This window comes from Flavobacterium aquidurense, from assembly GCF_001404985.1.
In the GTDB taxonomy this organism is placed as follows: Bacteria; Bacteroidota; Bacteroidia; order Flavobacteriales; family Flavobacteriaceae; genus Flavobacterium; species Flavobacterium aquidurense_B.
Genome location: NZ_JRLF01000015.1, coordinates 162,235 through 174,607, shown reverse-complemented (window position 1 = coordinate 174,607; position 12,373 = coordinate 162,235). Strand labels below are relative to the sequence as shown.

Below are 12,373 nucleotides of genomic sequence, written 5' to 3'. Positions count from 1 at the left end.
ATGACAAAAGTTATTGGCTTAACAGGCGGAATAGGAAGCGGAAAAACCACTATTGCAAACTATTTTGCAGAAATGGGAGTTCCTGTTTATATAGCTGATGATGCGGCTAAAAAAGTAATGCAGTCTGCAGATATTATACAGCAAATAAAAACAACTTTTGGGGATTCTCTTTTTGAAAAGGAGATTTTAAACAGGTCAAAATTGGCCGAAATTGTATTTAATAATGCGGATAAATTAGCCAAGTTAAATAGCATTGTTCATCCAGCTGTAAAAAAAGATTTTGAATTGTGGTTGCTAGAGAATAAAAAACATGAATATGTAATTTATGAAGCCGCAATTTTGTTTGAAAGTGGCCGCTATAAAGAATGCGATGTAATTGTAACTGTTACTGCACCCGAAGAAATCAGGATTGAAAGAGTTGTTAAGCGGGATAATATCACACGCGAACAAGTTTTAAGCAGAATGAAAATGCAATGGAATGACGAAAAAAGAATTTCTTTGAGCAATTTTGTAATAAATAACAGTAATCTTAAAATTGCTAAAGAAGAAGTTGTTAAAATTCTTAAAATTTTAAATATAAAACAAAATCAGTCTTAAATGTTAATATTTGGTTAATGTATTATTTAGTATATTGTTAAAATATTAATTTTGTTTCGATGAATAAATTATTTTTTAGAATACTTGTTTTATTGATGAGTTTGTCCTTAATAGGGATTATTCTTGTCCAGGTATATTGGTTCAATTCTTCGTTCAAAAATAATGATGAGCAATTTAAATATCATGTTACACAAGTAATAGGTAATGTTGCTGACAAACTGGAACAACAAGAAGAATATAGTTTTTACGACAAATACAATCGTATAAAAGACAGTACTGGTAAAACTCCTAAAAAAGAAGATCTGCTTGAAGTACTCTATGTTCAGAGAAATACAAAAACAAATAAAACGATAGTATACTCGAATACACTTACCTCTGAGGATTACGATATTAATGGTTCACTATTTAATAAAAAATTCAGCAGTGAGAGATTTAAGAATTTCAGTTCTAAAAGAGTAACTGAAGTTTATAACAATAATAACGGAATCGATAATAATAGTCTGGGACAAAGTATAATTCCGGATCTAAAAATCGAAAAATCAGGTAGTTTAGATATCTTAAATAAAGTACAGCAGCAAATTCAATATAAAGATATTGCTTCTTTGACACCTATAGAAGGAAGAATTACAAAAGATAAGCTTCAAAAACTTTTAAAGAAAGAACTGGAAGAATATGGTGTAAAAACCAAGTTTGAATATGGAGTCCTTAATAGCGGCCTTGCAACAAAGGTTAAATCAGACGGATTTCATTATGATAAAGATGCAAGCTATCATGTTCCTATATATACAGATAACGAAGGAAATAGTAAATATGAGTTATTCATAACTTTTCCTCACAAAAAGAAATTTTTACTGTCTGAATTGTTGAGTATTACAATACTATCAATAATTTTTACATTAATTATCATAGTTGCCTATACAAGTGCGTTGAATCAATTATTGCGTCAGAAACATATTTCTGAAATCAAAACTGATTTTATAAATAATATGACGCATGAGTTTAAAACTCCAATTGCAACAATAAATTTAGCACTTGATGCTATTAAGAACCCTAAAATTATTGAAGATAAAGAAAAAGTATTTCGATATCTGCAAATGATTCGGGATGAGAATAAAAGAATGCACGCTCAGGTAGAAAACGTTCTTCGTATTTCTAAGCTTGAAAAAAGAGAATTGGATATTACAAAAGAGCCAACGGCTATTCACGATATAATCGATGATGCAATTGAGCACGTAAATTTAATTCTGGAAGACAGACACGGAACAGTTGTAAAGCACTTAAATGCAGCAAGAACAACGTGTTTAATCAACGAAGTGCATTTTACAAATGTGTTGGTTAATATTTTAGAAAATGCTATAAAATATTCACCTGATATTCCTGAAATTGAAATTTTTACAGAAAATGTCAAAGACATGATTTTGATAAAAGTAAAAGATAATGGTCTTGGTATGAGTAAAGTAGCTCAAAAAAGAGTTTTTGAGAAGTTTTACAGAGAACATACAGGAGATTTACATAATGTAAAAGGACACGGTTTAGGTCTGGCTTATGTAAAAAGAATAGTAGAAGATCACAATGGACAAGTATATGTTGAAAGCGAAAAAGGAAAAGGTAGCACCTTTATAATAAAAATACCATTAATAAATTAAAATATGGAAAATAATAACAAAAGAATACTTTTAGTAGAAGATGACCTTAATTTTGGGGCAGTTCTTAAAGATTATCTAATGTTAAATGACTTTGAAGTTACTTTAGCTAAAAACGGTATGGAAGGTTTTGAGAAGTTCAAGAAAGATGTGTATGATTTATGTATTCTTGATGTAATGATGCCTTATAAAGATGGTTATACTTTAGCCAAAGAAATTAGAGAAAAAAATAGTGAAGTGCCCATTATATTCTTAACAGCAAAATCTATGAAAGAAGATGTGCTAAAAGGATACAAAGCAGGTGCTGATGATTACTTGAATAAACCTTTTGATTCAGAAGTTTTATTAATGAAAATCAAAGCTATTATTCAAAGAAAATCTGCGGATACAAAAGCGGAACAAGTTCAGTTTGAATTTAATATTGGTAAATTCCACTTAAATTCTAAACTTAGATTCTTAACGTTTGAAAACGACGAGCCAATAAAATTATCTCCAAAAGAGAACGAATTGCTTAAAATGTTAATTCTTCATGAAAATGACTTAATGCCAAGAGAATTAGCCTTAACAAAAATTTGGAGAGATGATAACTACTTTACTTCAAGAAGTATGGACGTTTACATCGCTAAACTTAGAAAATACCTAAAAGCAGATGAAGATGTTGAAATCTTAAACATTCACGGTGAAGGTTTTAGATTAGTTGTTAAAAGCAAAGTGACAGAATAAAAAAACAAAATTCACAAAAACAAAAACATAAAGCCCTGAGAAATCAGGGCTTTTTTTGTGGATTTAATTATAAAAAAATGCCATTATTTTTTATAATTACTGATTTTTGCACAATCTTGTCATTTCGACGAAGGAGAAATCACACTATTAAGTAGACAAAGATTTAGGAATTCTCTTTGTGTAGACGCACTGCAGTCCGTCTCTATGATTTGCTTCATCTATAAATCTTCCACAGTTTTACTGTAGAGATGCACTGCAGTGCATCTAACCAGAGATTGGTGCTATTCGAGACGGAGTTTCTGGTGAGGATTTCTCCTTCGTCGAAATGACAAATACCGCGAGAATAATTGGAATTTGGAATTTAATTCTTGACTTTTCTTGTAATTTGGAGCTATTCCTGCTATTCGCTATATCTTTTTATCCGTGAAAAACGGATAAAAAGGATGTCGCTTCTATCAGGGCTAGGACTTTAGTTTTCAAGTAGATAATATGGTTTTTCAAGATTTGAAAAATGTGCTATATTTTTTTTAGATGAATTTTCTTTAAAATAAATTTGGAAAATCAAAAAAGTATTCTGAATATTTGCACACGAAAAAAGTAATAACCCTTTAATAACGAAGAAAAATGTCTGTATTTACATTATCATCTCAAAGCTTCACATCAAATAAATTTGGTGCAGCACTTCTTCGTGGCTTATTTCAATCTTAGAAATTCATTTTTAGATATATAAAAAAGCCCGAAGACATTTAGTTTCGGGCTTTTTTTATTCTAGACACTTCAAATTTTCCCGAATAATCGATTTTATATTTATCCGTACGGATAAAATGCTGTAGCCTGTTTTGGCTATTAATTTAATGCACTATAATTTTTAATGGAAAATTATACAGCAGAAGAGTATGCTTTGTGCTCTCGCTTTAAAAATAAAAGAACAAAGAAAAGATTAGTAAAAGAAGATTTTGAAAAACAATTAATTCAATTAAGAAAGCTGGAAGTTGAACTCTGGAAAAAACGACAAAATTTGCCATTGGTTCCTTTGGCAATGCCTTATCAAAAAGGTTGGGAGCGCAGTTTTGTTTTAAGGGAAGATATAGTAAGATCAAATGATGCGTCTTTTTATAGCACATTGCTTGAAAAGATAAATACATGGCAGCATTCTTCTGAAAAATCTTTTAAGAAAAAGAAAAAAAGGAAGAGAAAACATGTGTATGTCGAAAAGCTTCAAACAGTAAAAGAGTTTTCTGAATCAGAATGGAGAAGTCCAAAACTAGCATTAACAGAAAAAGAGAAAAAGCATTTTTATAAAAGGGAACGATGGTGTCCTAATTGTAAACGTTATAAAATTCATTATGTATTTAATGAACCATGGCGTTATGTATTTCGCATTAAACCGTATTTGATAACGCATACAAAAATGGTTGATGAAGATTTAGAAAGTGAAATTCAGGTTCTGGACAATTACATTACTAATCTTAATTTAAGATATAAGATAAACAAACTAGTAGATGGTTTTTCTTATCGTTGGAGTTATTATCAAAAAGAAAATCCACGAGAGATAAGCCCAATTAAAAATAAAAGTCTGCATGTATTGTATCAGCAATATATAGACGAAATGATATAATCATGGGAAATAAATTATCCGGAAAAGACCTGATTAAGTTAGGCTTTCCAAAAAACAATTCAATAAATATTGCCTTGGGGCAAATAAACAGATATAGAAAAAGAGAGAAAAAAGAATCTATTCTAACAGAAGCGAAAGAGGTTTTACTTTATCCTGAAAAGTTTGAAGGACACGGAACCTGGGGTAAAGTGGCGGAAGGACTGATAAATCCGGTTCAGGTACGTATGCATCAGTTGAAAACAACAAGAGCTCCTTTTACCATTTTTGGAGAAAATGGAATCGATCAGCAGGCTAAATTTCAGTTGTATGATTCTTTAAAACTGCCAATTTCAGTTGCAGGAGCTTTAATGCCAGACGCTCATTCAGGTTATGGATTGCCAATTGGAGGTGTTTTGGCAACAGATAATGCCGTTATTCCCTATGGAGTTGGCGTTGATATTGGTTGCCGAATGAGTTTATCGATTTTCGATTTACCCGCTTCGCATTTCAAAGGAAAAGAACATCAGTTACAGGCCATTTTAAAAGACAATACCAAATTCGGAATGAACGAAACACATGCTACAAAAGCAGATCACGAAGTTTTTTACAAAAGCGAGTTTCAGGATATTCCGTTATTGAAAAATCTTTTACCAAAAGCCTACAAACAATTAGGAAGTTCTGGCGGAGGAAATCACTTTGTAGAATTTGGAATCGCCAAAATCGACAATCCAGAGAATGAATGGAAGTTGGGTGTTGGTGAATATTTTGCTGTTTTATCACATAGTGGTTCACGAGGCTTAGGGGCAAATATTGCGAAACATTATACTTATTTAGCAACAAAACAATGTCCGTTACCAAAAAATGTGCAGCATTTGGCTTGGCTCGATTTGAATACACACGATGGTCAGGAATATTGGCTGGCAATGAATTTAGCTGGAGAATATGCAAAAGCCTGTCACGATGATATTCATAGACGAATCGCTAAAGCAATCGGGAAAAGAGTAGTGGTTACAATTGAAAATCATCACAATTTTGCATGGAAAGAAATGGTAAACGGACAAGAATGCATTGTGCATAGAAAAGGTGCAACTCCAGCTGCAGAAGGGCAGTTAGGGATTATTCCGGGATCGATGACCGCTCCGGGATATATTGTAAAAGGCAAAGGAAATGCAGAGAGTTTAAACTCGGCTTCGCATGGAGCGGGACGTTTGTTTTCAAGAGCGAAATGCAAAGCCACTTTTACACAAAGTGAAATCAAAAAAGTGCTAAAAGCAAATGATGTAACCTTGATTGGTGGAAATATTGATGAAGCACCAATGGCTTATAAAGATATTACAAAAGTAATGGGAAATCAGACAGATTTGGTGGAAGTTCTGGGAACTTTTACACCTAAAATCGTTAGAATGGACCGATAAGAAATTAAAAAATGGAAAAAATTATTCAGATAACAGCGGGTCGTGGACCTGCAGAATGCACTTGGGTTGTTGTCCAGGTGCTTAAAAAAGTTTTGGAAGAAGCACAAGAACAACAATTAGAAACTACTTTGCTTCAAAGAGAAGTTGGCGAGGAAAACGGAACAGTTGAAACGGCAACAATTTCTATAAAAGGAAAAAATGCTGAAAGATTTGCAAATTCATGGATTGGAACTATTCAGTGGATTGGTCAGAGTCAGTTTAGGAAAATGCACAAGCGTAAAAATTGGTTTATTGGCATTTTTGAGATTGAAGCACAAAAAAACGCATCAATTTCAGAAAACGATATTCAGTATCAGGCGATGCGAAGTTCCGGTGCCGGCGGACAACATGTTAATAAGGTGAGTTCGGCTATTAGAGCGACTCATATTCCAACCGGGATTGCAGTCGTGTCGATGGATAGTCGATCACAACACCAAAACAAAAAACTCGCAACAGAACGATTATTAAAAAAACTAGAAGACGAAACTTTGCAACAGCTTAAAAATTATGTTGGAAAACAATGGGAAAATCAACTGAATATTCAGCGTGGGAATCCTGTTAGAGTTTTTACCGGAACTGATTTCAAAAAAAATAAAGTGGAGAAAAGTTACAAAGGAACTCGTCAGAAATTAAAAACAGATTTACGAAATGAAAACAATTGATAAATACCTTTTTCAAGCTCTGGATAGTTATCCGTATTCGCTTGAAGAAACCATTGAATCTTTAGATTTTGCTTTTTCATATGATGCCAAAAACACAATGGTTTTGTGTTTATATGGTAGAATTCAAGCAGAGCAATTATGGAATTATGAAGAGGCAAAGCATTATTTTCAGGAAGCTTTAGCGATTAATATTAATGCTCTTGAAGTTTATCCTCATTATTTGCAGACTTTGATTTTGAACGAAGATTATAAAGAAGCTCATAAGTTAATTGATTTTGCTTTGACCATAAAAGGAATTAATAAATCTGAGATTTATCTAAAGAAAGCAATACTTTATGAAGCTCAGCATGAATTTAAAAACGCATTAGCAGCAATTAAAAATGCTAAACTTCACTTTTTGCAATTTGGTTTTGATTCTGATATTACTGATGTAGACAAGAGAATTAAAGGTAAAATTGACTTAGTTGAAAATAAAAAGAAGTCAAAGAAATTAAAAAAAGATTCAAAAAAGAAGTCAAAATGATTTTTGATTTAAAACTAAAAGCGATGGATTTCACGAAATGGAATGCATCGCTTTTTTTTTATCAATATTTAACTCCTAACGGAGTATTGGTTTAAAGCATTTGAAGAAGTATCTCGGAGAGATTATATAGTGATAGAAAATGTATTGAAAAAAAATATTTGTCCCGTAGGGACTACACAGATTTTGATTGTTATTTATTTGAAATGCATAGTTTTTTGTCACGAATTAAAAATAAATCGGTGTAAACCTGTCTAATCCGTTAAATCTGCGGAATAATATGTTATTTCCAATGCAATTCTAAAGCAAAACACGTTTTCTCGCCTTTTGTTATACTAAATCTTGATGTATTTTGACCATCTTCACTTTCATGAATTACAACCTGATCTTTCAAAGACAGTTCTTTCATAAAATTCATTTCAAAACTTTTTACTTCTTGTTTCAAAATTCTTTTTTCATCAACATGATCCAGACACCATTCCAGATACTTGACATTGTTGACGTGATTTACGATATCCAAATCAGATAAATAAACTGTTTTTTCAAATATCGCTTCTTTTTCATGATTGATATTTATCTTAGAAAAACCTTCGGTTGTTGCTCTGTTTTCAGGAAATAATTCGAAATGCTCGTATGGTAAAGCAAGAGGCTCCGGACGACGCGATTGTGTATTAAAAACCGCCCAATAGGTTTCGCATCCTACGATCTTTTTTCCGTTTACATACATTTCAAGTGCACGAACAGAACGTGAATTTTCTAAACTATTGATCCATGTTTTTACCGTGACAATATCCTGCCATTTTGGTAAAGAGATAACTTCAACGCGCATGCGGCTTAAAACCCAGGCTTGGTGAAATTCCTGCATGTCAAAAAAGCTGATACCGCCAACTTCTGAATGTGCAGCTGCTGTTAGTTGCAAAATATTACATAAGTCAGTATATTTTAGAAAGCCATTTGGTGTACATTGTGTAAAATTGATTTCCCAGTCTTTGCTTAAAACCGATGTGAAATTAGGAGATATAGGCATTGGTAATTTTAGAATTTAGATTGTTGATTTTAGATTTTCTAGAGAATAGAACAGAGTATAGAGAATAGATTTTATTTTACTTTAATGAATTTTCTACATATTCTATAATTTCTTTTCTATCTGTGGCATAATCAAACCATTTTGTGGCTTCATTTCTTTTAAACCAGGTGAGTTGTCTTTTAGAAAAACGTCTGGTATTTTTCTTGATTTCTTCGATGGCAAAAGGCAATGAAAAATCTCCGTCAAAATAACTAAATAATTCTCTATATCCCACAGTTTGTAATGCATTTAATGTTTTATGAGGATATAATGCTTTTGCTTCTTCTAATAAACCTTCGTTCATCATAATATCAACACGTTGATTGATTCGGTCATAAATAATTTGTCTATCAGCATCTAAACCAATTAAAACAGGAGCAAAGTTTCGATTGTTTTTCTTTTGATTTAGAAATGATGAATATGGTTTTTGAGCTCCAATACAAACTTCTACAAAACGCATCATTCGTTGCGGGTTTTGAAGTGTTTGCGGATTTTCAAGAGTTATTTTTTGATAATAATCCGGATCTAAAAGATGCAATTGTTCCTGAAGATATTCTATTCCGAATTTTTCGTAGTTTGAATTTACTTCTGCACGTATTTCGGGATTAATCTCAGGAAATTCATCGAAACCTTTTAAAATGGCGTCAACATACAATCCTGAACCGCCAATAAGAATAGCGAAATCGTTGTTTTGAAATAGCTCTTCTAATTTAATAAGGGCTTCTTTTTCATAGTCGCCAACGGTGTAATTTTCAAAAACAGATTTATTTTGAATAAAATGATGGGTAGCGGCTTGTAATTCTTCGTGATTTGGAACTGCTGTGCCAATTGTCATTTCTTTAAAGAACTGACGGCTGTCGCAAGATATTATTTCGCATTTAAAATGTTGGGACAGAGCAATACTTAAGGCAGTTTTGCCTATAGCAGTTGGTCCGACGATGGTAATTAAGTGTTTCATATTTTTTAGCCCGGATGGGAATGAAAACCCCGGACTTATATTTGTTCGTTTTTTTTGGTATAAAAGAGCGACTTTAGAAGCTCCTTTTATGCCTTAGAAAAACAACAAAGATAAGGAGGAGTTGTAATGTACAGCTGGAAACAGCTTCTTAAATTAATTAGCAGGTAATTCAGTTCCGCATTGGTAACAATATTTTGCGCTGTCAAAATGCACTTGTGAATTACATTTTGTACATGTTTTTTTAGTGCCGACAGCATTATTTTTAAGGCTGCTTTTTGCGAATTCAGCAGTTACAATTCCTGTAGGTACGGCTATAATTCCATAACCTAAAATCATAACTAAAGCTGCTATAAATTGACCTAACGGAGTTTGAGGAGAAATATCGCCATAACCTACTGTTGTCAGGGTTACAATGGTCCAGTAAATACTCATGGGAATACTGGTAAAACCTGATGTTCTGCCTTCGACCAAGTACATTATCGAGCCTATGATTATAGTACTTATGAGGACGAAATAAATAAAAACTAGGATTTTTTCTTTACTGGCTTCAATCGCTTCGCGAAGTTGTATAGATTGATGTGAAATCTGCGGAATATGTAAAATCTTGAACAATCTAAAGAAACGCAATGCTCTAACAATAGATAAAATGCTGGCGCCGGGAAAAAATATTGATAAATACATAGGTAAAACAGCCAATAAGTCAATAATACCATAGAAGCTAAAAACATATTTCACAGGCTTTTGAATCGAAATAATCCTTAAAATATATTCAATTGTAAAAAATATGGTGATTACCCATTCGCAGATAAAAAGTTGATAATGATATTTTTGGTTGATTCCCTGAACCGTTTCCATCATAATCAAAATAACACTCAATAGAATTAATCCCAATAAAACCAAATCGAACATGCGGCCTAAAATGGTATTTGTACCATAAAGGATGATTTTGATTTTCTCGCGGAAGATTTCGTATTTTGACTTTGCTTTTTTCATATCTACGAAGATAATGAAAGTTTTTGTTTGTTAAAAATGAAGTATTTTAAGCGACTTGCTTTTACGGATGTAATTCTGGATAATATTTTTTACATCACGATTGTGCTGCATTGGGATTAAAATATTTTTTAGAATTTCGATATTTGTAATCTGGTAATTTAAATCATAGAAAGCATATCCCTGATATATTCCGTTTTCGATTAATACAGCGCTTCTCTCATTTATATTACGTCCTCTGTCAATAAGAATCATGCTTTTGTTATCGAAGCTATTTTCAGATATAAATTGCTGTACTCTGGCATTGTAAACTTCAGGAGTAATTTCGCCAATGCAAGCGCCATCGCATTCTTTTATTTTATATTGAAAACATTCTTTTTTGCTTTGGTATAATCCTGTTAGTTTCTGGCATAAATGGTATTTAGATGTGAATTTAAAAAGTGCATTTTTGCCTTCTTGCAAAGTAGCAAATGAAGTAATTTCTTTTTTACGTCCATCTGCTTTTTCAAGTTTTAGGTTAATATATCCGTTAGAATCTTTTTCAGAATATAAAGCATATTGAAAAATAGTTTTTCGTTGAGAACGATTATGCCTTGGTCGGTTTATTTTTATTTCTTCACTTTCTTTCAGTAATGCTATTAATTCGCTGCCGGTTTCATCATATGTTATGGTAAAAACTTCCGCTTGGATTTTTTTGCTTTTTGTTGTAATTCCTGTAAAATGCTGATTGACTCTCTTTTTTATGTTTTGGCTTTTACCAATATAAATTAAATTACCGCCTTGATTGTGAATGTAGTAAATACCTGTTTTAGTAGGCATTTGCGCCAAAATGTCTAAAAATTTAGGTGCAATTCCTTTTTCAATTTCCAGTTTTATAAAATCTTTTACGATGGTTTTCTCTAAATCTTTTTCTAAAAGCATTTTAAACAACTTTGTAGTTGCCATTGCATCTCCGCTGGCACGATGTCTGTCTGCCATTGGAATTCCAAGTGCGCGAACGAGTTTTCCTAAACTATAAGAAGGCTGTTCCGGAATTAATTTTTTGGCAAGTTCAACAGTACAAAGGGTTCTGGCTTCAAAATCGTAACCTAAACGTCTGAATTCAGTACGGAGGATTCTATAATCGAATGAAGCATTATGAGCAACAATAATACAATCAGAAGTAATTTCGATGATTCGTTTTGCAACTTCAAAAAACTTAGGTGCTGAACGCAGCATAGCATTATTAATTCCTGTTAACTTCACCACAAAAGGCTGAATCGGAATTTCAGGATTAACGAGGCTAATAAATTGGTCAACTACTTCATGTCCATCAAATTTATAAATGGCGATTTCGGTAATTCCTTCCTCATTAAACTGTCCTCCAGTGGTTTCTATGTCTAGTATTGCGTACAAATTCAGTATTCAGTCTCGGTTTTTAGTATTCAGTTTTCTGTAGAGACGCACAGCTGTGTGTCTTACGGTAGGTATTTGTTTTTTAAAATCAACGGCCGCCAAAAATGCTGCTTCCAATGCGAACCATTGTGCTTCCGCATTCTATAGCAATTTTATAGTCGCCGGACATTCCCATTGAAATTGTAGAGACGAACTGCAGTGCGTCTTTACCGTATCCGTCAATATGTTTTAATGAATCAAAAATAAATCTTAAATGTGTAAATTCTTTTTTAATCTGGTTTTGGTCTTCTGTAAAAGTTGCCATTCCCATTAATCCTAAGATACGAATATTTTTCATTTCTTTGAATTCTGATGAAGATAATAATTCATTTAGTTCATTTTGATCCAAACCAAATTTAGTTTCTTCTTCGGCAATGTATATCTGAAGTAAACAATCAATAATTCTATTGTTTTTTAAAGCTTGTTTATTAATCTCCTGCAATAATTTCAAACTATCTACACCATGAATTAGGTTCACAAATGGTGCCATAAATTTTACCTTATTCGTTTGCACATGACCAATCATATGCCATTGAATATCTTTTGGCATTTCTTCCCATTTATCAGCCATTTCCTGGATTTTGTTTTCTCCAAAGATACGCTGACCGGCTTCGTAGGCTTCCATCAAATCAGGAACCGGTTTGGTTTTAGAAACTGCAACTAAAGTTACATGTTCCGGTAAGCTTGATTTTATAGTATTTAAATTCGATTTTATCGACATGGTATTTC

12 protein-coding genes are annotated in these 12,373 nt (G+C 32.5%); 7 read left to right on the top strand and 5 right to left on the bottom strand.

Annotated elements, in window-relative coordinates:
- From coaE to RC62_RS19235, 7 genes are all read left to right on the top strand, one after another.
- Positions 1-597 carry a dephospho-CoA kinase gene (gene coaE / locus RC62_RS19265; protein ID WP_055097939.1) on the top strand — a complete coding sequence of 199 codons (597 nt, stop codon included), beginning with the start codon at positions 1-3 and terminating at the stop codon, positions 595-597.
- Positions 598-656: 59 nt separating this feature from the next.
- On the top strand, positions 657-2,243 hold the full coding sequence (locus RC62_RS19260; RefSeq protein WP_055097938.1) for a sensor histidine kinase: 1,587 nt from the start codon (positions 657-659) through the stop codon (positions 2,241-2,243).
- Between the two features lie 3 nt (positions 2,244-2,246).
- Positions 2,247-2,963 carry a response regulator transcription factor gene (locus RC62_RS19255; RefSeq protein WP_026985497.1) on the top strand — a complete coding sequence of 239 codons (717 nt, stop codon included), beginning with the start codon at positions 2,247-2,249 and terminating at the stop codon, positions 2,961-2,963.
- 871 nt (positions 2,964-3,834) lie between these two features.
- Positions 3,835-4,581: a hypothetical protein gene (locus tag RC62_RS19250; protein ID WP_055097937.1), complete on the top strand. Its 747-nt coding sequence runs from the start codon at positions 3,835-3,837 to the stop codon at positions 4,579-4,581.
- Positions 4,582-4,583: 2 nt separating this feature from the next.
- Positions 4,584-5,975: an RtcB family protein gene (locus RC62_RS19245; protein WP_055097936.1), complete on the top strand. Its 1,392-nt coding sequence runs from the start codon at positions 4,584-4,586 to the stop codon at positions 5,973-5,975.
- Positions 5,976-5,986: 11 nt separating this feature from the next.
- Positions 5,987-6,676: a peptide chain release factor H gene (gene prfH / locus RC62_RS19240; RefSeq protein ID WP_055097935.1), complete on the top strand. Its 690-nt coding sequence runs from the start codon at positions 5,987-5,989 to the stop codon at positions 6,674-6,676.
- Entirely contained in the window at positions 6,663-7,199 is a 537-nt protein-coding gene (locus RC62_RS19235; RefSeq protein ID WP_055097934.1) for a hypothetical protein, read from the top strand. The genes prfH and RC62_RS19235 overlap by 14 nt, the downstream gene beginning before the upstream one ends.
- A 280-nt stretch (positions 7,200-7,479) precedes the next feature.
- On the opposite strand, the gene RC62_RS19230 is transcribed toward RC62_RS19235, so the two are convergent.
- The 5 genes from RC62_RS19230 to RC62_RS19210 form a co-directional block, all read right to left on the bottom strand.
- Complete coding sequence (locus RC62_RS19230) at positions 7,480-8,223, bottom strand: acyl-[acyl-carrier-protein] thioesterase (RefSeq protein WP_055097933.1); 744 nt, start codon at positions 8,221-8,223, stop codon at positions 7,480-7,482.
- A gap of 76 nt (positions 8,224-8,299) precedes the next feature.
- Positions 8,300-9,220 (bottom strand): tRNA (adenosine(37)-N6)-dimethylallyltransferase MiaA, encoded by a 921-nt coding sequence (miaA, locus tag RC62_RS19225; protein WP_055097932.1) that lies wholly within the window; start codon positions 9,218-9,220, stop codon positions 8,300-8,302.
- 153 nt (positions 9,221-9,373) lie between these two features.
- Positions 9,374-10,213, bottom strand: coding sequence for an ion transporter (locus RC62_RS19220; RefSeq protein ID WP_055097931.1), 840 nt, complete (start codon positions 10,211-10,213; stop codon positions 9,374-9,376).
- Between the two features lie 30 nt (positions 10,214-10,243).
- Positions 10,244-11,605, bottom strand: coding sequence for an exonuclease domain-containing protein (locus tag RC62_RS19215; protein WP_055097930.1), 1,362 nt, complete (start codon positions 11,603-11,605; stop codon positions 10,244-10,246).
- Positions 11,606-11,693: 88 nt separating this feature from the next.
- A complete protein-coding gene (locus tag RC62_RS19210; RefSeq protein ID WP_055097929.1) occupies positions 11,694-12,365 on the bottom strand; it encodes a YggS family pyridoxal phosphate-dependent enzyme in 672 nt (223 codons plus the stop codon).
- Positions 12,366-12,373 lie beyond the last annotated feature (8 nt).

Bases quoted from the DNA above. Each gene is read 5' to 3' on its own strand.
- RC62_RS19255 (WP_026985497.1), top strand. From the start codon at position 2,247: ATGGAAAATAATAACAAAAGAATACTTTTAGTAGAAGATGACCTTAAT.
- RC62_RS19260 (WP_055097938.1), top strand. From the start codon at position 657: ATGAATAAATTATTTTTTAGAATACTTGTTTTATTGATGAGTTTGTCC.
- prfH (WP_055097935.1), top strand. From the start codon at position 5,987: ATGGAAAAAATTATTCAGATAACAGCGGGTCGTGGACCTGCAGAATGC.
- RC62_RS19210 (WP_055097929.1), bottom strand. From the start codon at position 12,365: ATGTCGATAAAATCGAATTTAAATACTATAAAATCAAGCTTACCGGAA.
- coaE (WP_055097939.1), top strand. From the start codon at position 1: ATGACAAAAGTTATTGGCTTAACAGGCGGAATAGGAAGCGGAAAAACC.
- RC62_RS19235 (WP_055097934.1), top strand. From the start codon at position 6,663: ATGAAAACAATTGATAAATACCTTTTTCAAGCTCTGGATAGTTATCCG.
- RC62_RS19230 (WP_055097933.1), bottom strand. From the start codon at position 8,223: ATGCCTATATCTCCTAATTTCACATCGGTTTTAAGCAAAGACTGGGAA.
- RC62_RS19220 (WP_055097931.1), bottom strand. From the start codon at position 10,213: ATGAAAAAAGCAAAGTCAAAATACGAAATCTTCCGCGAGAAAATCAAA.
- miaA (WP_055097932.1), bottom strand. From the start codon at position 9,220: ATGAAACACTTAATTACCATCGTCGGACCAACTGCTATAGGCAAAACT.
- RC62_RS19250 (WP_055097937.1), top strand. From the start codon at position 3,835: ATGGAAAATTATACAGCAGAAGAGTATGCTTTGTGCTCTCGCTTTAAA.
- RC62_RS19245 (WP_055097936.1), top strand. From the start codon at position 4,584: ATGGGAAATAAATTATCCGGAAAAGACCTGATTAAGTTAGGCTTTCCA.